Source organism: Nocardia sp. NPDC060259 (assembly GCF_042728775.1).
Classification (GTDB): Bacteria; Actinomycetota; Actinomycetes; order Mycobacteriales; family Mycobacteriaceae; genus Nocardia.
The window spans coordinates 1-24,564 of the sequence record NZ_JBHXAY010000097.1; the positions used below are offsets into that span (position 1 = coordinate 1).

At 69.3% G+C, this 24,564-nt stretch carries 25 protein-coding genes; 18 read left to right on the forward strand and 7 right to left on the reverse strand.

The genetic code is table 11. The features are described from left to right. Together ACFWF2_RS26950 and ACFWF2_RS26955 are read right to left on the reverse strand one after the other, a co-directional pair. On the reverse strand, nt 1–1,090 hold a 1,090-nt coding region (locus tag ACFWF2_RS26950; RefSeq protein WP_379310241.1), incomplete at its 3' end, for an alcohol dehydrogenase catalytic domain-containing protein. Between the two features lie 45 nt (nt 1,091–1,135). Further along, nucleotides 1,136–1,948, reverse strand: a complete 813-nt coding sequence (locus ACFWF2_RS26955; RefSeq protein WP_379310242.1) for an enoyl-CoA hydratase/isomerase family protein — start codon at nt 1,946–1,948, stop codon at nt 1,136–1,138. 237 nt (nt 1,949–2,185) lie between these two features. On the opposite strand from ACFWF2_RS26955, the gene ACFWF2_RS26960 reads away from it, so the two are divergent. From ACFWF2_RS26960 to ACFWF2_RS27010, 11 genes are all read left to right on the forward strand, one after another. Then, entirely contained in the window at nt 2,186–2,332 is a 147-nt protein-coding gene (locus ACFWF2_RS26960) for a hypothetical protein (protein WP_379310243.1), read from the forward strand. Then, on the forward strand, nt 2,329–3,954 hold the full coding sequence (locus ACFWF2_RS26965) for an AMP-binding protein (RefSeq protein WP_379310244.1): 1,626 nt from the start codon (nt 2,329–2,331) through the stop codon (nt 3,952–3,954). The genes ACFWF2_RS26960 and ACFWF2_RS26965 overlap by 4 nt, the downstream gene beginning before the upstream one ends. Further along, nucleotides 3,951–4,790 (forward strand): amidohydrolase family protein, encoded by an 840-nt coding sequence (locus ACFWF2_RS26970; RefSeq protein ID WP_379310245.1) that lies wholly within the window; start codon nt 3,951–3,953, stop codon nt 4,788–4,790. The genes ACFWF2_RS26965 and ACFWF2_RS26970 overlap by 4 nt, the downstream gene beginning before the upstream one ends. A 27-nt stretch (nt 4,791–4,817) precedes the next feature. Continuing rightward, a complete protein-coding gene (locus tag ACFWF2_RS26975) occupies nt 4,818–5,864 on the forward strand; it encodes an acyl-CoA dehydrogenase family protein (protein ID WP_379310246.1) in 1,047 nt (348 codons plus the stop codon). A gap of 15 nt (nt 5,865–5,879) precedes the next feature. Beyond that, entirely contained in the window at nt 5,880–7,082 is a 1,203-nt protein-coding gene (locus ACFWF2_RS26980; RefSeq protein WP_379310247.1) for an acyl-CoA dehydrogenase family protein, read from the forward strand. A 20-nt stretch (nt 7,083–7,102) separates the two neighbouring features. After that, on the forward strand, nt 7,103–8,767 hold the full coding sequence (locus tag ACFWF2_RS26985) for an OB-fold domain-containing protein (RefSeq protein WP_379310248.1): 1,665 nt from the start codon (nt 7,103–7,105) through the stop codon (nt 8,765–8,767). Further along, nucleotides 8,764–9,678 carry an alpha/beta hydrolase gene (locus tag ACFWF2_RS26990; protein ID WP_379310250.1) on the forward strand — a complete coding sequence of 305 codons (915 nt, stop codon included), beginning with the start codon at nt 8,764–8,766 and terminating at the stop codon, nt 9,676–9,678. Before ACFWF2_RS26985 ends, ACFWF2_RS26990 begins: the two co-directional genes overlap by 4 nt. Beyond that, nucleotides 9,678–10,094 carry a Zn-ribbon domain-containing OB-fold protein gene (locus ACFWF2_RS26995; protein ID WP_379310251.1) on the forward strand — a complete coding sequence of 139 codons (417 nt, stop codon included), beginning with the start codon at nt 9,678–9,680 and terminating at the stop codon, nt 10,092–10,094. Before ACFWF2_RS26990 ends, ACFWF2_RS26995 begins: the two co-directional genes overlap by 1 nt. 18 nt (nt 10,095–10,112) lie before the next feature. Then, a complete protein-coding gene (locus tag ACFWF2_RS27000) occupies nt 10,113–11,261 on the forward strand; it encodes a thiolase family protein (RefSeq protein WP_365011413.1) in 1,149 nt (382 codons plus the stop codon). Between the two features lie 62 nt (nt 11,262–11,323). Then, nucleotides 11,324–12,334, forward strand: a complete 1,011-nt coding sequence (locus tag ACFWF2_RS27005) for an aromatic ring-hydroxylating dioxygenase subunit alpha (protein WP_379310253.1) — start codon at nt 11,324–11,326, stop codon at nt 12,332–12,334. A 25-nt stretch (nt 12,335–12,359) separates the two neighbouring features. Next, a complete protein-coding gene (locus ACFWF2_RS27010; RefSeq protein ID WP_379310255.1) occupies nt 12,360–12,977 on the forward strand; it encodes an isochorismatase family protein in 618 nt (205 codons plus the stop codon). Nucleotides 12,978–13,049: 72 nt separating this feature from the next. Here the strand turns inward: ACFWF2_RS27010 and ACFWF2_RS27015 are convergent, their stop codons facing one another. From ACFWF2_RS27015 to ACFWF2_RS27035, 5 genes are all read right to left on the reverse strand, one after another. Then, entirely contained in the window at nt 13,050–13,352 is a 303-nt protein-coding gene (locus ACFWF2_RS27015) for a hypothetical protein (RefSeq protein ID WP_378826261.1), read from the reverse strand. After that, complete coding sequence (locus ACFWF2_RS27020) at nt 13,349–14,866, reverse strand: class I adenylate-forming enzyme family protein (protein WP_379310256.1); 1,518 nt, start codon at nt 14,864–14,866, stop codon at nt 13,349–13,351. Before ACFWF2_RS27020 ends, ACFWF2_RS27015 begins: the two co-directional genes overlap by 4 nt. 74 nt (nt 14,867–14,940) lie before the next feature. Continuing rightward, entirely contained in the window at nt 14,941–16,239 is a 1,299-nt protein-coding gene (locus ACFWF2_RS27025; protein ID WP_379310257.1) for an amidohydrolase family protein, read from the reverse strand. A 53-nt stretch (nt 16,240–16,292) separates the two neighbouring features. Next, the gene (locus ACFWF2_RS27030) at nt 16,293–16,451 is read right to left on the reverse strand and encodes a DUF1059 domain-containing protein (RefSeq protein WP_379310258.1); all 159 of its coding nucleotides are present in this window, start codon (nt 16,449–16,451) and stop codon (nt 16,293–16,295) included. Continuing rightward, nucleotides 16,448–17,668 (reverse strand): CaiB/BaiF CoA transferase family protein, encoded by a 1,221-nt coding sequence (locus tag ACFWF2_RS27035; RefSeq protein WP_379310260.1) that lies wholly within the window; start codon nt 17,666–17,668, stop codon nt 16,448–16,450. Before ACFWF2_RS27035 ends, ACFWF2_RS27030 begins: the two co-directional genes overlap by 4 nt. Nucleotides 17,669–17,837: 169 nt before the next feature. On the opposite strand from ACFWF2_RS27035, the gene ACFWF2_RS27040 reads away from it, so the two are divergent. The 7 genes from ACFWF2_RS27040 to ACFWF2_RS27070 all read left to right on the forward strand — a co-directional run bounded on the left by ACFWF2_RS27040 (nt 17,838) and on the right by ACFWF2_RS27070 (nt 24,545). Continuing rightward, nucleotides 17,838–19,301, forward strand: coding sequence for an aldehyde dehydrogenase family protein (locus ACFWF2_RS27040; RefSeq protein ID WP_379310267.1), 1,464 nt, complete (start codon nt 17,838–17,840; stop codon nt 19,299–19,301). Nucleotides 19,302–19,350: 49 nt separating this feature from the next. Beyond that, entirely contained in the window at nt 19,351–20,199 is an 849-nt protein-coding gene (locus tag ACFWF2_RS27045; RefSeq protein ID WP_357347458.1) for a mycofactocin-coupled SDR family oxidoreductase, read from the forward strand. Between the two features lie 3 nt (nt 20,200–20,202). Further along, nucleotides 20,203–20,394: a rubredoxin gene (locus ACFWF2_RS27050; protein ID WP_379310261.1), complete on the forward strand. Its 192-nt coding sequence runs from the start codon at nt 20,203–20,205 to the stop codon at nt 20,392–20,394. Beyond that, nucleotides 20,391–21,662 carry an NAD(P)/FAD-dependent oxidoreductase gene (locus ACFWF2_RS27055; protein ID WP_379310262.1) on the forward strand — a complete coding sequence of 424 codons (1,272 nt, stop codon included), beginning with the start codon at nt 20,391–20,393 and terminating at the stop codon, nt 21,660–21,662. Before ACFWF2_RS27050 ends, ACFWF2_RS27055 begins: the two co-directional genes overlap by 4 nt. A gap of 82 nt (nt 21,663–21,744) precedes the next feature. Next, the gene (locus tag ACFWF2_RS27060) at nt 21,745–22,926 is read left to right on the forward strand and encodes a thiolase family protein (protein ID WP_379310264.1); all 1,182 of its coding nucleotides are present in this window, start codon (nt 21,745–21,747) and stop codon (nt 22,924–22,926) included. A 36-nt stretch (nt 22,927–22,962) separates the two neighbouring features. Next, the gene (locus ACFWF2_RS27065; RefSeq protein ID WP_379310265.1) at nt 22,963–23,724 is read left to right on the forward strand and encodes a crotonase/enoyl-CoA hydratase family protein; all 762 of its coding nucleotides are present in this window, start codon (nt 22,963–22,965) and stop codon (nt 23,722–23,724) included. Between the two features lie 50 nt (nt 23,725–23,774). Further along, complete coding sequence (locus ACFWF2_RS27070) at nt 23,775–24,545, forward strand: SDR family NAD(P)-dependent oxidoreductase (protein WP_379310266.1); 771 nt, start codon at nt 23,775–23,777, stop codon at nt 24,543–24,545. The last annotated feature ends 19 nt before the right edge of the window (nt 24,546–24,564 follow it).

Consider the following 24,564-nt stretch of genomic DNA (forward strand, 5'->3'; position numbering starts at 1 on the left):
GTCCGGGGGTGCGGTGGATCTCTCCGTACGCCTCGTTGATCTGGTCGAGCCGGTACTCCTTGGTGCCCGCCGCGTCGAGGTCCAGGTCGCCGAGTTTGTGCAGCGCGAGCACCTCGAGGATGTCCTCGTGCGGGTTGCCGCCGCCGAACAGGGTGGCCTGGATGTTCTTCTGCAGCAAGGCGCGCATCGACAACGTGAGGGCGGCCTCGCCGGCCATGGTGGGACCCATGGCGGTGAGGACACAGGTACCCGTTCGCGCGGTCAGGTTCAGCCAAGCCTCCAGATCGTGGCCGTCGCGGCGGCTCAGCGGCGCGATCACCTTGTGGCACATGCGTCCCGCGGTCGCGTCGGCGATCGCCGTGGTGGCGGTCGCGAGATCCGGGAAAACCGCGGTGGCGCCGAGCTTCTCGGCCTGCGCACGTTTCCAGGCGACCGGATCGATGACGAACACCCGGCCCGCGCCCGACAGCACCGCGCCTTGCAGCGTGGACGCCCCCGCCCCCGCCAAGCCGACGATGGCGACATCGTCACCGGGCTGGATCCGTGCGGTGTGCACGGCTGATCCGTAGCCGGTGGTGATGCCGCAGCCGACCAGACAGGCGATCTCGAACGGGATCGAGGGGTCGATCTTGACCACCGAGGCGCGATGCACGACGGCATAGGGCGCGAACGCGCCCACCAGGGCCATCGGATAGACATCGCGGCCACCGGCGGTGACCCGGAAACTGCCGTCGGCGACGGCGGCGCCGCCGAGCAGGCCCGCGCCGAGGTCGCACAGATTGCACAGTCCGGCCCGGCACGGCGGGCAGACGCCGCAGGAGGGCACGAACGACATCGCCACGTGATCGCCCACCCGCAGATCGTCGACGCCGTCGCCGATCTCGATGACGACGCCCGCGCCTTCGTGGCCGCCCAGGACGGGGAAACCGGCCAGGTCGAGGTCCCCGGTCGCCAGATGGTGGTCGGCATCGCACAATCCGGCCGTCTCCATCCGGATCTTGACCTCACCGGCCCGCGGGTCGCCGATCTCGATTTCCTCGATCGACCACGCCTGGTGCCGGTCCCGGATCAGTGCGCCTTTGGTTTTCATCGGACCTTCTTCGTTGTGTCGGGCGGGGATGTGGGGTCGGCCGGGTCAGCGGCCCTGGAAGCCCGGGGCGCGGCGCTGCCGGAACGCCGCCAGACCTTCCTTGAAATCCGCAGTACGGCAGGCGAGTTCGAGCGCGTAGAGCTCGTTGTCCATGGCCTCGGCGAGCCCGGTGCCGAGGTTGCGGTGGACGGCCTGCTTGGCCAGGCCCAGCGCGACCGTCGGCGCGCTCGCCAGCCGGTCGAGCAGTTCGGCGGTGGCGTTGTCGAGGTCGGCCGGTGCGGTGGTGGCGTGGATCAGGCCCCAGTCCGCGGCCTCGGTGGCGGAAATCTTCTCGCCGAGCAGGAGCATGCGTTTCGCCCGGGCGAGCCCGACGAGCCGGGGCAGCAGCCAGGTGGCGCCCGAATCGGGGCTGAACCCGCGCGGCAGGAAGGGTTCCCAGAACACCGCGTCGGTGTCGGCGAGGGTGAAGTCGGCGGCGAGGGCCAGATTGCACCCGAGCCCGGCCGCCCATCCCCGCACGGTGCACACCACGGGCAGGTGGCAGGTGTGCAGGAGTTCGATCACGCGGTGGGCGGTGTGGGGGATCCGGCGGACCAGATCGCCGGCAGGTGGCCTGCGTCCGGCGTCGTTGGTCGAGACCCAGTCGACACCGGCGCAGAAGTGCTCGCCCGCACCGCTGAGGTGGACGACGCGCAGCTGCTCGTCGGTGGCGGCGTCGGTCAGCGCCGTGATCAAGGTGTCGATCATGCCGGGGGACAGGGCATTACGCCGGGTGCGCCGATGCAACGTGAGGCGCAGTACCGGCCCGTCGCGGGTGACATCGACCCTGCCTGTGGTGTCCTCGTCTTCGCCTGCCACCCGCGTACCACCTTCCGATCATCGACGTCACGATTACTGTCGTCGATACTGTAAACGATACCGTTCTGGCTGGGGAGTGTTCGGGTTTGCGGTCGGATTCCTTGCTTTCAGTCCTACTGTTACGTATACAGTAGTCATATCTATTCGAGCTGCGGTACGTCGTGCGGCCACCGGGACGCGGTGGATCGATACCGGTGGCCACATGTCGAAGCGACCCCGTGACACGAGAGGATGTTGATGACCGCGCTCAGCTGTTCGGCGATCGACGTCGGCAACCAGTACTGCGAGCCGCTCGGCGCCCTCACCTTCGACGGGCGATCGCCCAGAGCTGTGCCGGACGGCACCGCCGTATCCGGTGACGCCGGCAGCGGAGTGCCGCGGTGAGCGAGTGGACGATCAGCGCGGTCTTCGACGAGATCGCCGCGGCGGTACCCGACCGCACGGCCACGGTCTGCGGCGAACGACGCCGTAGCTTCGGCGACACGGCACTGCGCACCCGCCGATTCGCGAACTTCCTCGCGGGCCGGGGATTCGGCGTGCACACCGAACGGACCGAGCTCGACCGGTGGGAATGCGGTCAGGACCGCATCGCGCTCGTCCTGCGCAACGACCAGTATCTCGACGTGATGCTGGGCTGCCTGAAAGCCCGTGTGGTGCCGGTCAATATCAACCACCACTACACCGTCCACGAGATCCGCGACCTGCTGGCCTACCTGCGGCCCCGCGGCATCGTCTACCACCGCTCGTTCGGACCCGTCGTCGCCGAGGCGATGCCCGAGGGGGTCGACCTTCTGATCTCGGTCGAGGACGGCAGCCGGATCCCCGAGATCGCCGGCGCGACCGGATACGAGAACGCGGTGACCGTCGGCCGTCCGGAACCGGTGATCGAGACCTCGCCCGACGACCTGGTCATGCTGTGCACCGGCGGGACCACCGGCAGGCCGAAGGGTGTGCTCTGGCGGCAGGGCGACATGTACGTCTCGTCCATGAACGGCGCCGATCACGAAGTGCCGGACGGGCTGCACCAGTTGGCGCGGATGACCGGGCATGTGTGGTTCGCGGTGTCACCGCTGTCGCACGCGGCAGGCATCTGGACCTCGTTCGCGGGCCTGCTGGCCGGGCAGACCGTGGTGCTCTACGACGACTGCGAGCGCTTCGACGCCGCCAACGCCTTGCGGATCGCCGAGGCCGAGCGGGCCGCGCTCATGACCATCGTCGGCGACGCCTACGCCGGGCCGCTGGTCCGCGCGTTGCGCGCCGGCGACTACGACCTGTCGGCGCTGCTGGCGATCGGCACCGGCGGCGCGGCGACGAATCCGGTGCACCGGCACGACCTGCTCGAGCTGCTGCCCCACGCCTACATCGTCGAAGGCTACGGATCCTCCGAAACCGGGGGAATGGGCTTCGGCCGCAGCACCCGCGGCAACGAGGTCGACACCTTCGCCCCGATGCCCGGCGGCACCGCGGTGTCGCACGACCGCACCCGTTTCCTGACGCCGGGAGAGACCGAGGTCGGCTGGGCGGCCCGGACCGGCCGGGTGCCGCTGGGCTACTTCCAGGACCGCGAGGCCACCGAACGCACCTTCCCCGAGATCGCCGGCGTGCGCACCGCGGTGCCCGGCGACCGGGCCACCGTCGACGCCGACGGAACCCTGCGACTGCTCGGGCGCGACGCCCTGGTCGTGAACACCGGCGGCGAGAAGGTGTTCGTCGAGGAAGTCGAGGAGGTCCTGCGCGCCCACCCGGACATCCACGACGCGCTGGTCGTCGGACGACCCAGTGCCACTTGGGGAAACGAAGTGGTCGCGCTGGCGTGCACGGACACCCCGGGCGACGACATCGTGGCGGCGTTGCGCGAGCTGTGCCGGTCGCGCCTGGCCGGATTCAAGGTCCCCAAAGAGGTGATCTTCGTCGAGGAGATCCGGCGGCTCGGCAACGGAAAGCCGGACTACCGGTGGGCCATGCAGCGGGCGGTCGAGGAAACCGCGGAAGGAATCGGAGCATGAGCGAACGCAAGGTCAACGACTGCCTGGTCAATGTGCACTTCGGCGAACGGGCTCAACCGCCCTGGATGCTCAAGGTCCGCGACGACTACTTCAAGGGCGGCGGCTCGATGTACGCCCCGGTCGACCTCGACGCCCTGCTCGGTGAGATGGACGAACAAGGCGTCGAGAAGGCGGTGCTGATGTACTCGATGGTCACGCCGTCGACGACCGCGCTGAAATTCGTCGAACAGCGACCGGACCGGTTCTCCCTGGCGGTCAACGGAGTCGACCTGCTGCACCCGGTCCCGGCGCTGCGGGAACTGTCGGCACTCGTGCGCGATCTGCCCGTCAGCTATACGACGACCGGCGCCAGCTTCTGGGGCGACGGCCGGTATCCGCCCACCGATGCCGTGTACTACCCGCTCTACTACAAATGCGCGGAAATGGGTCTGCCGCTGTGCATGAACACCGGCCTTCCCGGCCCGCCGATTCCGGGTGAAGTGCAGAACCCGATCTATCTCGATCGCGTCTGCTACCAGTTTCCGGAATTGCGGCTGTGCATGATCCACGGCGCCGACCCCTGGTGGGACACTGCCATCCGACTGCTCATCAAGTACGAGAATCTGCGCTTGATGACCTCGGCCTGGTCACCGAAACGTCTGCCGGACAGCCTCATCCACTTCATGCGGACCCGGGGCAAGAACAAGGTGATCTTCGGCTCGGACTGGCCGGTCCTGGCCATGCGCCGGGTGGTGCCCGAGGCGCTGGCGCTGGATCTGCCCGAGGACGTGGTGGACAACTACCTCTACGACAACGCCCAGGAATTCTTCTTCGGCGACCGGCCCGTCAGCAGCTGACGCAGGCGAAATCAGGAGCAAACCACAATGGACCGTTACGAATTGCGCAGGCAAGACTACTCCCTGTCCGCCGACCAGACCGAACTCCAAGCCGTCTACGCGAAGTTCTTCCGCTCGCGGAGTCCGATCGACACCGTCCGGGCCGCCGAGGAAACCGGCTTCGACAAGGACCTGTGGGAACAGCTGTGCGCCACCGGCGCCACCACGATGGCACTGCCCGAAGCCGCCGGTGGTGACGGTGCGACGCTGGTCGACTTGTCGCTAGTCGCCGAGGAACTCGGCCGTGCGCTCGCTCCGGTGCCCTGGATCGACCACGTCTGCGCCGCCCGGCTGCTCGCCCGCCTCGGCGCGCTGACCGGTGCGGCAGGCAGCGCCGTCGTCGAGGGCGAGCGCCTGGTCGCGCTCGACACCCGCGTCGATTCCGCGACCGGGCGGCGACTCGTCGGCGCCGCCGCCGCGGCCGACCGGATCATCGTGCGCGACGGCGAGGAGATCGTCGAGCTGGGCTTCGACACCCGCCCGACGCCGGTCGCCAATATCGGCAAGCTACCGATGGCGTGGGTGGATCCCGCCGCGGCCGACCACCGGACAGTACTGGCCGCGGGGGCAGCGGCCCTGGCCGAATACGATCGCGCCCTGGACGAATGGCGGGTACTCACCGCGGCCGCCCTGGTCGGGCTCGTCGAGGAGACCCTGCGGATCGCCGCGGAGTTCGCGACCACCCGCTACACGATGGGCGTGCCGATCTCGACGCTGCAGGGCATCTCGCACCCGCTGGCCGATATCGCGATCACCGTCCACGCCGCCCGCAACCTGACCCGGCGCGCGGCCTGGTTCCTCGAACACGAACCCACCGTGCAGCCGGGTCTGCCCGCCGCGGCCTTCGTCTACATCGCCGAAGCGGCGCCCAAAGCGGCGACCACGGCGACTCACGTCCAGGGCGGTCTCGGCGTGTCCGAGGAATCGGCGGCCGCGTCCTACCTCCTCCGGGCCAGGGGCTGGCCGTTGGCCGCCGGTGACCTCGGAGCCAGCGCGGTGCAGGTCGCCGAACTCTTCGCCGCGGCGACCGCCTAGAAACGGAGTACGAACATGGATTTCTCACGCGTCGAACTGTCCAGCGAGGATCGGGAATTCCTCGACGGGGCACGGGAATTCCTCGCCACCCACGTCACCGACGAGGTGCGGCGCCGGGACCGCGAGACCGGCGACAACTTCGACGAGGGCGTCCATCTGGCCCTCGGTGCGGCCGGCTGGCTGAGCGCCGAACTCGCCGACGAGAGCGACGGGGGACTGGGCAGGCTGCGCAGGCGCCTGTGGGACCTGGAGAAGCGGCGGGTGCACATTCCCTGGGTCACCTGGGGCACCACCGCCATCGTGGCGACCTCGGTGCGCTCGCACGGTTCCGCGGAATTGCAGGCCGAGGTGCTGCCGGGGCTGGAGCGCGGCGAGATCCGGCTGTGCCTGGGCTACACCGAACCCGAGGGCGGATCCGATGTCGCGATGTGCAAGACCAGGGCGGTGCGCGACGGCGACCAGTGGGTGATCAACGGCGCGAAGATGTTCACCACCGGTGCGCACAACTGCCGGTACGTCTTCCTCATCACCAACACCGACCCCGAGGCGCGTAAACACAAGAGCCTCACCATGTTCCTGGTGCCACTGGACAGTCCGGGCATCGAGATCCAGGGCATCAAGACGGTCGACGGCGACCGCACGAACATCGTGTACTACAGCGATGTCCGGGTCGACGACAGGTACCGCCTCGGCGCGGTCAACGAAGGCTGGTCGGTCCTGATGGGTCCGCTCAGCACCGAACACGGCGTGGTCGACGCCGAAGCCGACGGACTGCAGGACGTGTCGATCCTCGTGCACCAGGGCACCATGATGGCGACCTCGGTCGACCGGGTCACCGCGATCGCGGCGAAGCCGGGGCCCGGTGGGCGGCGGCTGCTCGACGACCGCTCGGTGGCGTTGCGGCTGGGCCGCAGTATCGCCCGGATGGAAGCGGCCCTGTCCGCGCCGCACATGTTCGGCCGGGTGGCCATCGCCCAGACCATGCGCGACATCTCCCCGGACCTGATGGACATTCTCGGGCCCGCCGCCGCGCTGCCGATCGACACCGAGGGCGCGGCCGACGACGGCGGCATGGAATACATCTTCCGGTGGGCGCCGCTGTGCGGCATCTACGGCGGCACCCTCGAGGTGTTCCGCAACATGATCGCCCAGCACATCCTCGGACTCGGCAGGCCCACCTACGCACCGCTCGCCACGCCGAAGGCCAAGGCGAGCTGACCGGCTCGGAGGGAGTACCCGTGGCCGAGGACACCCAGCGGCTGCCACCGCCGACGACGCCGGAGACCGAATTCTATTGGGCCTCCGGCGCCGACGGCCTGCTGCGCTTCCGGCAGTGCCGGTCGTGCGCCGCGCTCGTGCATCCACCGCGGCCGGTGTGCCGGTACTGCCGGGGCGAGGACTTCGACATCCAGGCGGTCTCGGGGTACGCCAAGCTGATCGGATTCACCGTCAACCACCGCTTCGCGGTGCCCGGTCTGCCCGCACCGTATGTCGTCGCCCAGGTCGCGATCGTCGAGGACGACCGGGTTCGGCTGACCACCAACGTGATCGGCGCCGACCCGGCCGATCTCGTACTGGGACAGCGGATGATCGTGGAATTCCAGCAGGCGGGCCGGAGCTGGCTGCCACTGTTCCGGCCGGCGGATCCAGCGGCGGCGGAACCGCTTTCGGCGCTGCCGACGGATCCGGTGGAACCGGCACGGCTGCGCGAGCGGATTCGCGGGCCGGTGACCGAGGCCAAGTTCGAGGACCGGGTCGCGATCACCGGCATCGGCCGGTCCCGGATCGGCCGTCGGCTCCTGGCCGACCCGATGTCGCTGACGGTGCAGGCGTGCCGGGCGGCGGTGCTGGACGCGGGACTGTCCTTCGACGACATCGATGGACTGTCGACCTACCCCGGATCCGGCGATTTCGGGCCGTTCGGTGAGGGCGGCGTCACCGCGGTGGAATCGGCACTCGGCCTGTACCCGACCTGGCACAACGGTGGCGCGGAGACCTTCGGGCCCGGCGGATCGGTGATCGCGGCCATGCTCGCCGTCGCCGGCGGGTTGGCCCGGCACGTCCTGTGCTTCCGCACGGTCTGGGAATCGAGCTACGGCGAACTCGTGCGCACCGGGCGGATCACCCCGTCGGGCGGCATCACCGATCCCTGGCTGGTGCCCTTCGGCGCCGTGTCGGCCGCGCACCTGCTGGCGCAGACCGCGCAACGGCACTTCCACCGCTACGGCACCGACCGGGAGACCCTGGGCTGGATCGCGCTCAACCAGCGCGCCAACGCGGCGCTGGACCCGAGCGCGATCTACCGGGATCCGCTGACCATGGACGACTACCTGTCAGCGCGCACGATCACCACCCCATTCGGTCTCTACGACTGCGACGTCCCCTGCGACGGCGCCGTGGCCGTGGTCGTCTCCGCGCGCGAAACCACGGCCGATCTGGCCCAGCCCGCCGTCCTGGTGGAAGCGGTCGGAACGCAGATCGCCGAACGCCTGGAATGGGATCAGAGCACCCTCACCCTCGAACCGCAAGTGCTCGGCCAGGCCGCCCACCTGTGGTCACGCACCGACCTGCGCCCCGACGACGTGGATGTCGCCGAGCTATACGACGGCTTCACCTTCAACTGCCTGTCCTGGATCGAAGCCCTCGGCTTCTGCGGCATCGGCGAGGCGAAGGACTTCCTGGCCGGCGGCGTCAACATCGCCCGCGACGGCGTTCTGCCGCTCAACACCCACGGCGGTCAGCTCTCGCACGGGCGCACCCACGGCATGGGCCTGATCCACGAAGCGGTCACCCAGTTGCGCGGGCAGGCGGGACAGAGACAGATACCGGACGCCCGCGTAGCGGTCGTCAGCAGCGGGGGACTGACCCCCAGCGGAGTGATGTTGTTGCGGAGGGACGCATGAGTAACGAGAACGGTCCGGCCACCACCGGTCCGGTGACCACCCGCACCGTCGACGTGGCAGGCATGAGGTTCTCGGCGCTGTGCGCCGAGGTCGCCGAGCCACGCGCGGTGGTGGTCGCCCTGCACGGCGGCGCCACCACCGCACAGTACTTCGACCTGCCCGACCGGCCGTGGTTGTCGCTGCTCCGGCTCGGCGCGCGGCTTGGGTTCACGGTGCTGGCGCTCGACCGCCCCGGCTACGGCGAATCCGCGCCGTGGGATCGCTCTTTCGACCCACCCCAGCAGCGGGTCGACGCCACCTTCGCCGCGATCGACGCGCTGCTCGGCACCGGACCGCGCGGCGCGGGCGTGTTCGTGCTCGGGCACTCGGCCGGCTGCGATCTGGCGGCCCGGATGGCCGCCGACCCCCGCGGGCACGACCTGCTCGGCCTCGAACTGGCAGGCACCGGCATGCACAAGCAACCCGCCGCGATCCGGGTCATCGAGGAAATCCACCGCACCCGGCGCCCCGGCGGCATCCGGGACCTGCTGTGGAGCCCGCCGGACGGCTACCCACCCGAGGTGTTCGGCGGCCGGTCCCTGTCCTCGGCCACCCCGGCGTACGAAACCGTCGTCGTGCGGGAGTGGCCGACGGACTTCCCGGTGCTCGCCGAGCAGGTGCGGATCCCGGTGCGGCTGACCCACGCCGAGCACGAACGGGTGTGGCGCACCGATTCCGGCGCGGTGCGCGAGCTGGCCGCGATGTTCACCGCGGCGCCCCGGGTCGTGAACCACGAACAGGCCGGATGTGGCCACAACATGAGCGTCGGCTTCGGCGCCGCGGGCTATCACCTCGGGCTGCTGGCCTTCGTCGAGGAATGCGCCGTGCGAGCCGGAGACCTGGTGACGAATTCGACGAAGAGGAACGACTGATGCAGAGAATGATCGCCCCCGAGATATCCACCTGGCCGGAGCCGGACTTCCAGCTGATCGCCGGATCGTGCGGCGACTGCGGCGCCTCGGTGTTCCCGGTCCAGGACCTGTGCCCGCGCTGTAGCAAGCCCGCGATCGAGCCGATCACGTTGCCACGCACGGGCACCCTCGTCGCCTGGACCACGCAGGGATTCCTGCCCGGCGCACCGTATCTCGGCGACGAGACGGCGGAGACCTTCGTGCCGTTCGGCGTCGGGCTGGTCCAGCTCGGCGACATCATCCGGATCGAGGGGCGGCTGACCGAGAACGATCCGGCGACTTTGACATTCGGGATGAGTGTCGTGCTGACCAGCATCCCGCTCGGTACCGACGCCGAAGGCAACGAGGTTTTCACCTTCGCCTTCCAGCCCGCCTGACGGACAGGAACTTCTGAGATGACCAACGAGGTCGCGATCATCGGTGTGGGTATGCACCCGTTCGGTCGCTTTCCCGGCAAGACCGCCATGCAGATGGGGACCGACGCGATCCGCGCGGCCCTGGCCGACGCCGGCCTGGAGTGGCGGGACATCCAATTCGCCGTCGGCGGCAGCTGGGAGGTCGCCAACCCCGATGCCATCGTGTCGCTGATGGGCCTGACCGGGATCCCGTTCACCAACGTGTTCAACGCGTGCGCCACCTCGGCGTCGGCCACCGAGGCCTGTGCGGACGCCATCCGGCTCGGCAAATACGACATCGGCATCGCGATCGGCATGGACAAGCATCCACGCGGTGCGTTCACCGTCGACCCCACCCTGGTCGGGATGCCGAAATGGTACGGCGAGAACGGTCAGTACCTGACCACCCAGTTCTTCGGGATGAAAGCCAACCGCTACCTGCACGACCACGGCATCTCGGTGGACACCCTCGCCAAGGTCGCCGCCAAGAACTACCGCAACGGCGTGCTCAATCCGAATGCCTTCCGCCGCAAGCCGGTCGCCGAGGCCGACATCCTCGCCGCGCCCATGCTGAACTATCCACTGACCCACTACATGTTCTGTGCGCCGGACGAAGGTGCCGCCGCGGTGATCATGTGCCGCGCCGATATCGCGCACCGGTTCACCAGTACGCCGATCTACGTCCGGGCGGTGGAGGTACGCACCCGCACCTATGGTGCCTATGAGGTGAACACCACCTACGCGCCCGTGCAGGAGGTCGCGTCGCCGTCGGTGTTCGCCGCCCGCGCGGCCTTCGAGAGCGCGGGGATCGCCCCGGCCGACATCGACGTGGTCCAGTTGCAGGACACCGACGCGGGCGCGGAGGTCATCCACATGGCCGAGGCGGGCTTCTGCGCCGACGGCGAGCAGGAACGGCTGATCGCCGAAGGGGCGACCGAGATCTCCGGGACACTGCCGGTGAACACCGACGGGGGGCTCATCGCGAACGGGGAACCGATCGGCGCTTCGGGCATGCGCCAATTGCACGAGCTGGTGCTGCAACTGCGTGGCACCGCCGGTGAGCGCCAGGTCGCCGGCGGCCCGAAGGCCGGATTCGCCCTGCTCTACGGTGCGCCCGGCACCGCGGGCGCGACCATCGTGACGACCTGATCGGGCCAGGCTATGCGATCCCGTGAATGTCCGAGTACCCCATCCGGCACAGGAGGTGCCCTGTGAAAGTCCCGTTCACCTGGAAAGTCACCGGCTGGTTCATGGTCGGTTGGTCCGCAGAATTCCCGCAGGGGGAGACCAAGCCGCTGCACTACTTCGGTGAGGATCTCGTCGCCTACCGGGACGAGGCCGGGGAACTGCACATCCTCACCGGGCACTGCAAACATCTGGGCGCGCACCTCGGCCACGGCGGCAAGGTGGTCGGCGACTGTGTCGAGTGCCCGTTCCACGGCTGGCGGTGGGGCCCCGACGGCAGGAACCGGCACATCCCCGGCGAAGACCGGGTCAACCGCGGCCTGCGGCTGCAGGTGTATCCGGTGAACGAACAGAACGGGTGTGTCTTCCTGTGGCATCACCCCGAAGGCAACCCGCCGTCGTGGGAGATGCCCGACATCCTTCGCATGTTCCCGGAACTGGGCTCCGATCCCGTCGACTACTACCGGCCGTATCCGGAGTTCTCGAGCAAGACCGAACGCGAGCCGGTGCATCCCCAGGTCGTGCTCGAAAACGGTCCGGACAGTCTGCATTTCGAGTACGTGCACGGTGCGACCGTCACCCCACAGATGCTCGACTACAGCGCCGTCGATCACACCTGGTCGTTCTTGACCGGCTGGCCCGACGCGCGCAGCGACGACCCGAACAAGATGGCGCTGAAGATCCACGCGCAGATGTTCGGTCTCGGTGGTTCGATCAGCGCGTTCGAGGGCTCGTCCCGGCATCGGCTGATCTTCGCCACCACCCCGGTCGACGACGAATCCTCGGACCTGTTCTATTCGATCTGGTGGCCGCGCAATCCCGGTGACGAATCCGATGTTCCGCCACCGGAAGTCCGGGCGCGGGTGGAGAAACAGTTCCTAGTCACGGTCTGGGAGGACCTGAGCATCTGGCGGTACCAGAAATACGTGGAACACCCGCCCCTCTCGCCCAAGGACGCCAAACCGTATCTCTCCCTGCGCAAGTGGGCGAAGCAGTTCTACGACGAGCCGCCGGTGGACGCGCCGGTGGCACCATGATCACGCCGGGCCGGCGGGCTCCGGCATGACGCGCAGGTCCCTGGCCGAGCTCGCGGCGCCCGGCCACACGGCCATCGTCACCCAGGAACTCCAGGGTGCGGTGGTCGGTACGTCGGCCGGGCTGCGCGCGCTGGCCGAGGAGGCCCGCGACACCGCGTTGCCCGCGATCGGCGCCCTGCTCCCCGCGGCCAGGGCAGCCGGCGTGCGGGTGGTGCACTGCCTGGTCTGGCGTCGGCCCGACGGCCTCGGTTCCAACCACAACGCGAAGCTGTTTGCCCTCGGCGTGCGCGGCGTGCCGCTGGAGCCCGATACCGAGGCCACCGCGCTGCTGCCCGAATTCGGGCCCGAGCCAGGTGATCTGGTGCTGCGGCGCAGGCACGGGCTCGGTCCCATGGGCGGCACCGATCTCGACGCGGTGCTGCGCAATCTCGGGGTGACGACAGTGGTCGCGGTGGGCGTCTCGCTGAACGTGGCCATCCCGAATCTGGTGATGGACGCGGTCAACGCCGCCTACGACGTGGTGGTGCCCCGGGACGCCGTGGCAGGCATCCCTCGCGCGTACGGGGCGGCGATGATCGAGAACACACTGTCGATGATCGCCACGATCACCACGACCGAAGAACTGCTGGCCGCCTGGCGCTGACCCGATCGGCACCACGAAACACCAACGGCGCTCCTGTCTTTCGCGCAGGAGCGCCGTCGGTGTTAGCGCCGCTCAGTCGCTGGACGGAAGTTGCTTGGCTTCCTTGAGATCCAGGGGCACCGCATCGACGTCGAGGGTGCCCACACCCGCCCGGGTCACCAGGATCTCGGCGCCGGTGGCGTGGACGTACCGCTTGCCCACGGCGGTCCCGTCGGCGAAATCCGGGTCGATGACCGCGCGTGTGTCCTTGGCCGCGCCGAGGTTCACCATGGGGGCGCCACCACAGCGCAGGCCCGCGATGGCGTCGGTGGCTTTGATGACGATGACCTGGGTGTCGCAGACCTGGCTTTCGAGGCGGGTTCCGCTGGTGATCACGATGCTCCTCGGGTGGTGGCTATGGCGGAGAGCTCGTCGACGAGATCGCGCCGCAGGATCTTGCCTGTGGGGTTGGTCGGGAGGTCGGTACGGAAGACGACCCGATCCGGGGTGCGGGAGCCGCGCAGATTCGCGCGGACATGGTCGCGCAGTTGCTCTGGGTCCGGCGCCGCACCGGGGACGGGCACGACGACGGCGACCAGGATCTGGCCCCACTGCTGGTCCGGTAGGCCGACGACGGCGACCTGTGCCACCTCGGGATGCTCGACCAGCACATCCTCGAGCTCGGCCGGGGCGATGTTCTCCCCGCCGCGGATGATGGTGTCGTCGGAGCGCCCACCGATGAACAGATAGCCGTCGGCGTCGAGTGCTGCCAGGTCCCTGGTCGGGAACCACCCGTCGGCGTCGAGCGCCGAGCCGAGGCCACGATAGACCCCGGATACCTGTGGGCCCCGTACGAAGAGCTCGCCGATCTCGTCGGGCGGCAGGACGGTTCCGTCCTCGGCCCGGATCTGTAGTTCGATGCCGGGCACCGCCCGTCCGACCGAACCGAGCCTGCGGGCGATCGCGGGATCGGTCGCCGCGAAGGCGATCCGATGATCCTCCGGTGTCGACACCGCGATGGTCGAACTGGTCTCGGTGAGCCCGTAGGCATTGACGAGACCGACCTCCGGCAGCAGTTCGAGGGTCGCGCGTACCAGTGGGAGCGGCGCCCGGGAACCGCCGTAGGCGAGCGTGCGCAAGCTCGGCAGCGCGGTCCCGGGCGCCGCGCGCAGGGCGGTGACGATCCGGTCGAGCATCGTCGGTACCACCGTCGCGTTGGTGACGGCTTCCTCGCGGACCAGCGTGATCCAGCGCTGCGCGTCGAACTGCCGCAGATACACCGTGGTCCGGCCGGCATAGAGGTTCGACAGGGCGGCACCGACACCGGCGATGTGGTACGGCGGGACGCAGACCAGGGCCGCGTCCGTCGATGCGGCAGAACCGAATTCGACGGTGCCCATGACATAGCTCGTCAGATTGGCGTGGCTGAGCTCCACGGCCTTGGGCTGGGCGGTCGTGCCCGAGGTGAACAGCAGGACCGCGGTGTCCTCGGGCGCGGGTTCGGTGATGGTGGTGTCGCCGGACGCGGTGCGGACCGCGGCGCAGAACAGCGCGGAGCCGATGACCTGCTTGCCGGTCCCCGCGACGATGTCGGCGTATTCGTCGTCGGCGACCACGAGCGGGGTGGGGAGCCGCTCGATGAGCTCCCGCAGTGCGGTCGCGCCGAGCCGGTAGTTCAGCGGAGTGAACGCGCGGCCCGCCCGCGCGGACCCGAACAGCAGCAGCGGCAGCATGATTCCGCCGGTGCCGACGTAGGCGACTTGGCCCACACCCGCCGAGTCGATCAGGCCCGCCGCGCGGTCGGCCAGCTCGCTCAGCTCGGCCACGGTGATCCTGGTGTCGTCGGCGACGACGGCGTTGTGGTCGGGCCCGGTGGCCGCGGCCATCTCGAGTAGCACGGAAATGCTCAAAATCTCACCTCATCGGTTCACTGCGGAGGCGGCCACCCCGACTCCGGGTCCGGGGTGGCGCGCGGTCGTGCCGGTCAGCTCGCGGTGTGCGCGGTGGCTGCCTTGATCTGCGCCTGGAAGGAGGCCAGTTTGTCCTCGGCCGAGCTGGTTCGCTGGCTGCGGGACCTGATGCTGACGTCGTGGCCGGCCGCAACGGCACGCAGGGCACCGACGGTGGCCTGTTCCCGGGGGATGTGCTGGAACGGGTCGAAGGAGTACCAGCGCATCGCGTTCAGATGTGTGATCTTGTCGATCTCGTCGTCGGGCACCTGTTCCTGTTCGAGGAGGTCGGCGAGGACCTCGGGAGCGTCGGGCCACATGGAGTCGCTGTGCGGGTAGTCCATCTCCCAGGAGATGTTGTCGACGCCGATCTCGTGCCGGAGGCGGACACCGACCGGATCGCTGATGAAGCAGGTGAGGAAGTGGTCGCGGAAAACCTCCGACGGCTTCTTGCCGCCGAAGTCCTGCATCGTCCAGGTCGAGTGCATCTCGAACGTGCGGTCCACCCGCTCCAGGAAATACGGGATCCAGCCCGTGCCGCCCTCGGACAGCGCGATCTTCAGGTCCGGGTAGTCCTTGACCGGCCGGGACCAGAGCAGGTCGGCCGCGGCCTGCACGATGTTGAGTGGCTGCAGCGTGATCATCACATCCGGCGGGGAGTCGACCGCGGGAATCGACAGCCTGCCCGAGGATCCGATGTGCACACTGAGCACGGTGTCGGTGTCGACGAGGGCCTTCCACAGCGGATTCCAGTACGGATCGTGAAAACTGGGGTAGCCCAGGGCCGCCGGGTTCTCGCTGAAGGTCAGCGAATGCACGCCTTTGGCGGCGACCCGGCGCACCTCGGCGGCACACAGTTCCGCGTCCCAGATCACCGGCAGGGCCATCGGGATGAAGCGGCCGGGGTAGGCGCCGCACCACTCGTCGATGTGCCAGTCGTTGTAGGCCTGGACCAAGGCCAGGGAGAAGTCCGAATCCTCGGTCGCGAACAGCCGACCCGCGAAGCCGGGGAACGAGGGGAAGTTCATCGAGGCCAGGATGCCGCCCGCGTTCATGTCCTTGATGCGCTCGTGGACGTCGAAACAGCCCGGCCGGATCTCGTCGAGGCCGTCGGGCTCGAGGCCGTATTCCTCTTTCGGTCGTCCCGCCACGGCATTGAGGGCGACATTGGGGATGACGGTGTCGCGGAACTTCCAGACATCGGCGCCGTCCGGGGTGTGGACCAGGTGCGGTGCGTCGGCGGCGTACTTCTTGGGCAGGTGCCGGGCGAACATGTCCGGCGGTTCGATGATGTGGTCGTCGACGCTGATCAGGATCATTTCGTTCTTGTCCACGCGCACTCTCCTATCTAAGTTACTGTAAGACTTACTATAAATATTTCGCCTGCTTAATGGGCCAGGAAGAGGATTTGTTCCCTGGTGTAGCTGTGGCCGGGATGCCGCTCGGCGAGATGCTGCCGGGCTCGCTCGACGAGGCCGTCCTCGTCGGCGCCGGTGAGCCACTCGCCGCACGGGCAGGTGAGGTAGCGCTTCTGGGGATCGGTCACAGGATCGCCCCGCTGTCCTTGGCGGCGACGATGTCGTCCCACTCCAGGCCGAGTTCGAGCAGGATCGTTTCGGTGTGCTCGCCGTATTCGGGTGCGCGGCTGGGCGCGGCGGGTGTCTCGTCGAACTGGACCGGGGCGGCGACGGTCCGGTACTCGGTGCCCGCGCTGTCGGTCATCGTCATGAGGTAGCCGTTGGCGGCGACCTGAGGGTCGGTGAGCACTTCCTGGGGGCTGGCGATCGTCGCCCACACGCCGGGCTCGTCGGCCAGGGCCTTCTGCCAGTCGGCGAGGTCACGCTCGGCGAAGGTCGCGCGCAGTTCGGCGGTCGCGGCCTCCTGGTTGACGACCAGATTGGCCAGCGGGGTGAAGCGCGGGTCGGTGCCCAGGTCGGGGCGGCCGATGCGCTCGCAGAACCCGGCCCAGAACCGGTCGGCCTGCAGCAGGACGAGCTGGACCCAGCGATTGTCGCGGGTGCGGTAGCGGTTGACCGCGGGGTTCAGGGCCGTGCCCGCCTCGCCTGCGGGGATCCGGTCGATGCCGTAGTAGTCGGCGGCGGCGATATCGGGCGCGACCGACCACATGCCCTGGGCGAGCAGCGAACTGTCGACGATCGGCGCGTGGCCGGTGCGCTCACGATGGAACAGCGCGGCGGTGACGCCACCCGCCAGCGTGATGCCGCCCTGGAGATCGCCGAAGGCGGGGCCCTGCGCCATCGGGAACTCGGCGTTGGTCGGGGACAGGGCGTAGGCCACGCCCGCCCGGGCCAGGTAGCTGGCGGCGTCGAAGCCGCCGCGGTCCTTCTCCGGACCGCGGCTGCCGTGGCCGCTGCCGCGGGCGATGATCACCGACGGGTTGAACTCCCGGATCTGCGGCACCGTCAGGCCCGCGCGCTGGAGGGGAGCGGGCAGCCAGTTGGTCAGGAAGACATCGGCCTCGGCGATCAGTCGGCCCAGGATCTGCCTGCCCCGTTCGGTCTTGATGTCGACGCCGATGCTGCGCTTGCCGTGATTGCCGAGTTCCATCATGAAATTGGCCTGGACCGTGGTGCCGGTGCCGTCGAGGCCGCCGATGGTCAGGTTGCGGCAGGGATCTCCGCCCCGGGTGTCCTCGACCTTGATGACGTTCGCGCCCCAGTCGGCCAGTGCCGCGCCCGCGCTCGGCACATAGGTCCACGACGCCAGCTCGACAACCGTGACGCCACTGAGCAATCCGGACATCGGTGCTCCTTTCCCGCGATTGATACGTGTCCCGAAGTACTATACGGTAATCATTACAGTTAATCATCCAGGATGGTCATCGGGAGGCAATGTGAGCGAGGTCGTCGGCGAGCGGGCCGCACTGAGTCCGGAGCTGGGGCTGGTGGCCGCCGCGCAGGCCGAGTCGCGCATGCTCATCGACGGTGAGCTGACCGGCGCGCGGTCGGGCGCGACGTTCGACAACCACAGCCCGGCCACCGGGTCGGTGCTCGGCGTCACCGCCGCCGCGGGGGAAGCGGACATGACGCGGGCCATCGCCGCCGCGCGCCGGGCGTTCGACCACAGCTCCTGGCCGGTCGACCGGGCGCTGCGCCGCCGCTGTCTCGAGCAATTGCAGAGCGCGCTGGAAGCCGAGAAGGAACAGCTGCGCACCGAGCTGGTTGCCGAGGTCGGCTGCCCGGTCATGACTACCCACAACGCCCAGCTGGACTGGCCACTGGCCGAGGCGCTGCGCTATCCGGCCGGGCTCATCGACGAATTCGCCTGGGAGCGGGTGCTCGCGGGCGGCGGACTCTTCGGTGACCGGAACAAGCGCACCGTGGTGCAGGAACCGGTCGGTGTCGTCGCGGCGATCTGCCCGTCGAACTTCCCCGTCGAGGTCGTGCTCAACAAGCTCGGCCCCGCCCTGGCCGCGGGCAATACCGTTGTCCTGAAACCGGATCCGCATACGCCGTGGAACGCCACCCGGCTCGGCAGGCTGATCGCCGAGCGCACCGATTTCCCGCCGGGTGTGGTGAACATCGTGACCACGCCGTCGAACGACGTGGCCGGATTGCTGTCCACCGATCCGCGTGTCGATCTGGTGTCGTTCACCGGGTCGACCGAGGTGGGGCGCCTGCTCCTGCGTCAGGGCGCGGCGTCGATGAAGCGGACGTTCCTCGAGCTCGGCGGGAAATCCGCGCTGATCGTGCTCGACGACGCGAAACCAGAGCTCGCCCTGCGCAGCGCCATCGGGGTCTGCGTGCACGCGGGCCAGGCCTGCGCGGCGACGAGCCGGATGCTGGTGCACCGCTCCCTCTACGACGACATGGTCGAGGCTGTCGCGGCGGCTTTCGCCGCGGTCCCGGTCGGCGATCCGGCACTTCCCGAAACCCTCGTCGGCCCGTTGATCAGTGCCGCACAGCAGGATCGGGTCCGCGCCGCGTGCGCACGGGCGGAGCGCGACGGCGCGCGTCTGGTCACCGGCGGCGCGATACCCGCTGATCTGCCCGCACACCTGGCCGGCGGGCACTTCTTCTCGCCGACCGTCTTCGCCACCGAGGACCCCGGACTGGCGATCGCGCAGGAGGAGGTGTTCGGGCCCGTGCTCGTCGTCATCCCGTTCGCCGACGATGACGAGGCGGTCCGCATCGCCGACAGCACCGCGTTCGGCCTGGCCGGCGCCGTGCTCTCGCGCAGCGACGAACGCGGGATGGCGATCGCGCGTCGCCTGCGCACCGGCGCGGTCGGCGTCAACGGCGGCATGTTCTACGGCGCGGACGCGCCGTTCGGCGGCTACAAGAACAGCGGAGTCGGCCGCCAGTGCGGCATCGAGGGCTTCCAGCAGTACCTCGAGACCAAGACCATCGGCTCCCGGCTCCCGCGACAGCACTGAGCCCGCGAGCACCCCCGACCACCGAAGAAGTACTGAAAGGTTGCCATCAGTGGGAAGTTTGGACGACAAGGTCGCCGTCATCTCGGGCGCGGCCCGCGGACAGGGACGCTCGCACGCGGTCAACCTGGCCGCCGCGGGCGCCGACATCATCGCCCTCGACATCTGCGCGGACCTCGAGGGGAACACCTACCCCTTGGCCCGGCCCGAGGATCTCGAGGAGACCGCCCGGCTGGTCGAGAAGGAAGGCAGGCGCTGTCACCCGGCGATCGTCGACGTGCGCGACCGCACCGCGGTCTGGGCCGCGGTCGCCGCCGGAGCGGAAGCGCTGGGCCGCCTCGACATCGTGGTCGCCAACGCGGGCATCGCGCCGCTGGGCAGCGGGCAGAGCATGCGATCGTGGTCGGACACCATCGACACCGATCTGGTCGGGGTGTTCAACGTGGTGCAGGCCAGTCTGCCGCACCTGGGCGCGGGCGCCTCGATCATCGCGACCGGTTCGCTGGCCGCGCAGCTGGGCAGCTCCACCAAGCAGGGGCCCGGCGGTTCGGCCTACAGCTTCGCCAAGCAGGTCGTCGCGCACTACGTCAACGATCTGTCGATCCAGCTGGCCAAGCAATCGATCCGGGTCAACGCGGTCCACCCGACCAATGTGGACACCGACATGCTGCACAACGACGGCATGTACAAGATCTTCCGCCCCGACAAGGACGCCCCGACCCGCGCCGACGCGGAGCAGGCGTTCCCGGCCATGCAGGCCATGCCCGTGCCCTACATCCAGCCGCAGGACGTCTCGAACATGGTCGTGTTCCTGGCCTCCGACGCCGCCCGGTTCGTGACGGGCAGCCAGATCCGCGTGGACGCAGGCGGATTCGTCAAGGCCGTGCCCTGGGGGAAGTGAACCATGACCGAAACGACCACGGCCAACAAGCTCTTCCGCTGCGTCATCTGCGGCTGGGAGTACGACGAGGAACTGGGCTGGCCCGACGACGGCATCGCCCCCGGCACCCGCTGGGACGACATCCCCGACGACTGGACCTGCCCGGACTGCGGTGCGGAGAAATCCGACTTCGAGATGATCGAGGTCGCGCGGTGACGGTTTCGCGCCGCGGGCAGATCGTGATCGTCGGCGCCGGCATCGCCGGAGTCGGCGCCGCCAAAACCCTGCGCAGGGAGGGGTTCACGGGGTCGATCGTGCTGGCCGGTGCCGAACAGGCGCAGCCCTACCGGCGGCCGATGGTGTCCAAGGAACTGCTGTCCGGCGCGGCCGGCGCGGAGCGGGCGCGGCTCGAACAGCCGGCCTTCTGGGCGGACATGAGCATCGAGCTGCGCACTGCCACGATCGCCACCCGCCTCGATACCGATGCCGCCCGTGTCGAACTCGGGGACGGATCCGATCTGGCGTACGACGCTGTGGTGCTGGCCACCGGAGGCCGCGCGAAACGGCTGGACCATCTCGTCCCCGAGGCGTACACGGTGCGGCAGCTGGCCGACCTCGACGCGCTGCGACCGGTGCTCGGCGCGGCCGGAAAGGTCGGTGAGACCCTGTCGGTACTGGTCTTCGGCGGCGGGTTGATCGGGATGGAGGTGGCCGCGGCCGTGCGCGGCAGCGGGGCCGAGGTCACGGTGCTGGAGGCCGCCGACCGGGTGCTCGAGCGTGTGCTGCCCGGCGCGATCTCGGCGAGTTACGAACGCCTGCACCGTGATCGCGGGGTCGGCGTGCACACCGGAGTGCGGCTCGTCGCGGCGGAGACCAGGGACGCGGTGACCACGGTGTCCGCCGAGGACGGCCGGTCCTGGCGCGGCGATGTGGTGATCGTCGCGGTGGGGATGGCGCCGGAGAGCGGACTTGCCGAGGCCGCCGGGCTCACCGTCGCCGACGGCGTGCTCGTCGACGAGTACTGCGCGGCCTCGGCGCCCGCGGTGTTCGCCGCCGGCGACGTCGCCCGGTTCCCCAATCCGATCCTGGGCGGAACCGAACGGGTCGAGCACTGGAACCATGCCCAGGCGCACGGCAGTGCCGCGGCACGCAGCGTGCTCGGTCACGGATCGCCCTACCGCGACGTCCCGTGGTGCTGGACCAGCCAGTTCGGCCGCACCCTGCAGATCGCCGGATGGCCCACTCGCGGTGACGAACTCGTCGTCCACGGCGACCTCGACGGCGGCTCCTTCCTCGCGCTGTCCCTGGCGCGGGACCGGCTGATCGGCGCGCTCGGAGTCGGTAGGCCCAAAGACGTCCGCGCCGCACAGGACCTGATCGGGGACGGTGCCCCGCTTCCGCGCGACCTGCTCGGCGCCGGCGACCTCGATCTGGTGGCGGCAGCGGCGACGCTCCGTTCCACCGGCGCACCGGCGGCGTCGTGACGCCCCGCAACCCCACTGCTTTCACCGAACAGACCAACGCCGCACCGCCCGGTGCGGCCCAGAGAGACGAAGGTTGAGAGATATGGCCAAACCGGTCATCGTCAGCGCGGTACGGACCGCGATCGGGCGGTCCTTCAAGGGCGCGCTCGTCAATGTGGCATCGGAGACCCTCGCCACCGAGATCCTCACCGAGGCGGTCCGCCGCTCCGGTATCGACCCCGCCGAGGTGGACGATGTCATCCTCGCCGAATTGAACTACGGCGGTGGCGATCTCGCCCGGCACGCCGCGGTGGCCGCCGGGATGACCGGCGTTCCCGGCCAGGCTGTGAACCGGCACTGCGCGGGCAGCCTGACCTCGATCGCCAACGCCGCTGCCCACATCAGCGCAGGCGTGGAACGGGTCATCGTCGCCGGTGGTGTGCAGTCGCTGTCGACGGCCCCGCTGATGAAGTGGCGGGTGCCCGGCGTCGGCCCCGATCTCGAGTTCCGCGAGCCGTGGATCCCGCCGTCGCATCCGGAGACCCCCGACGCCCCGGCGACCGACATGTCGATCACGGTCGGCTGGAACACCGCCAAGAAGGTCGGCATCAGCCGCCAGGAGATGGACGAGTGGGCGCTGCGCTCCCACCAGCGTGCGATCGCCGCGATCGATGAGGGCCGGTTCGCCGAGGAGATCCTGCCGTTGAAGGTGGCCCAGGCCGACGGCTCGGTGCTCGACTTCGCGGTCGACGAGCATCCCCGCCGCGACACCACCCTCGAGCGGCTGGCCTCGCTGCCGGTGCTGCACCCCGGGATCGAGGGCTTCTCCATCACCGCGGGCAACAGCAGCGGCATCAACGACGCCGCGGCCGCGGTCACCGTCACCGCCGACGACTACGCCGCAGGTGCCGGTCTCGAGGTGCTGGCCACGGTCCGGACCTGGGCCAATGTCGCGGTGACACCGACGGACAACGGGCTCGCCGCGGTCGAGGTGGTCGGCAAGGTGCTCGATCGCGCGGGGCTGAGCGTCGCCGATGTGGCGCTGTGGGAGATCAACGAGGCCTTCGCCTCGGTTCCGATCGCCGCCTGCCGCAAGCACGGCATCGACGAGTCGACGGTGAACTTCTCCGGCAGCGGTTGCAGCCTCGGCCACCCGATCTCGGCCTCCGGCGCCCGCCAGGTGGCGACGCTGATCTACGAGCTGCGCCGTCGCGGCGGCGGGATCGGTGTCAGCGCCATGTGCGCCGGTGGCGGTATGGGCGGCGCCCTGGTCATCGAAGTCTGAGCACCCGGCAAGCAGCGAAAGAACAAGGAGGTCCCTGTGTCGGATGAACTACAGGTCGAACGACGCGGCCGGACACTGGTCGTCACGATCAACCGGCCGCAGGCACGCAATGCGGTGAATCTCGCGGTCAGCCAGGGGCTGGCCGACGCCATGGACGAACTCGACGGCGACGCCGAACTGTCGGTCGCGGTGCTGACCGGCAGTGGCGGAAACTTCAGTGCCGGAATGGATCTGAAGGCGTTCGCGGCGGGGGAGTACCCGTACGTCGCCGGTCGGGGTCTCGGCTTCACCGAGAAGCCGCCGCGGAAGCCGATCATCGCCGCGGTCGAGGGGTACGCCCTGGCCGGCGGCACCGAACTGGTGCTGGCGACCGACCTGGTCGTTGCCTCGCGCACCGCGCAGTTCGGTGTTCCCGAGGTCAAACGCGGCCTGGTCGCCGGTGGCGGCGCACTGCTGCGGCTGCCCCGGCGGATCCCGTACCAGAAGGCGCTGGAACTGTCCCTGACCGGCGACACCTTCACCGCCGCGGACGCCGCGTCGTGGGGTCTGGTCAACGAGCTGGCCGAGCCGGGCGAAGCCCTGGACCGGGCACTGGCGCTGGCCGAGCGGATCACCGCCAACGGGCCGGTCGCCGTCGCGGTGACCAAGCAGGTCATCGTCGAGGCGGCCGCGTGGCACCCCGACGAGATGTGGCAGAAGCAGATGGCGCTCATCGGCCCGGTCTTCGCCACCGCGGACGCGCAGGAAGGCGCGAAAGCCTTCGCCGAGAAGCGAACCCCCCAGTGGACGGGCAAGTGAGGCCGCACGGCCGCCTTGTCCGCCGTCGAATCGAGAAGTGAGGAGAAACAGTGTCGTTCGAAGGTGAAGTGGTGTTGGTGACCGGCGGTGCCGGTGGCCTCGGTGCCGCGACGGTGCGCAAGGTGCACGCCGAGGGTGCGGCCGTGGTGATCGCCGACCTGAATGACGAGAAGGGCAACGCCCTGGCGACCGAGCTGGGCAACAAGGCCGTCTACGTGCGGACCGACGTGCTCGACGAGGACTCGGTGGAGAACGCGATCGCCGCGGCCGCCGAGCTGGGCACGCTGCGCTACGCGGTGATAGCCCACGGTGGCTTCGGCGTGCTGGAGAAGGTGGTCAACCGGGACGGATCCCCGCACACCCTGAAGGGTTTCACCGACACGATCGCGCTCTACCTGACGGGCACCTACAACGTGCTGCGGCTCGCGGCGGCCGCGATGGCCAAGCTCGAGCCCAAGGCCGACGGTGAACGCGGTTCCGTGGTGATGACCAGCTCGATCGCCGGCTACGAGGGCCAGATCGGCCAGTCCGCCTACGCGGCGGCCAAGGGCGGCGTGATCGGTCTGACGCTGGTCGCCGCTCGCGATCTGAGCGCGGTGGGTATCCGGGTCAACAGCATCGCGCCGGGCACCATGCACACCCCGATCATGGATTTCCTCGGTGCGGAGAAGCTCGCGCAGTTCGCCGCGTCCGTGCCGTTCCCGAAGCGGCTGGGCGCACCGGTGGAATACGCGTTGCTGGCCCAGCACCTGCTCGAGAACCCGTACATCAACGGGGAAGTGGTGCGTATCGACGGCGGTCAGCGCTTCCAGCCGAAGTGAGTCGTGCCGTCACCACGGC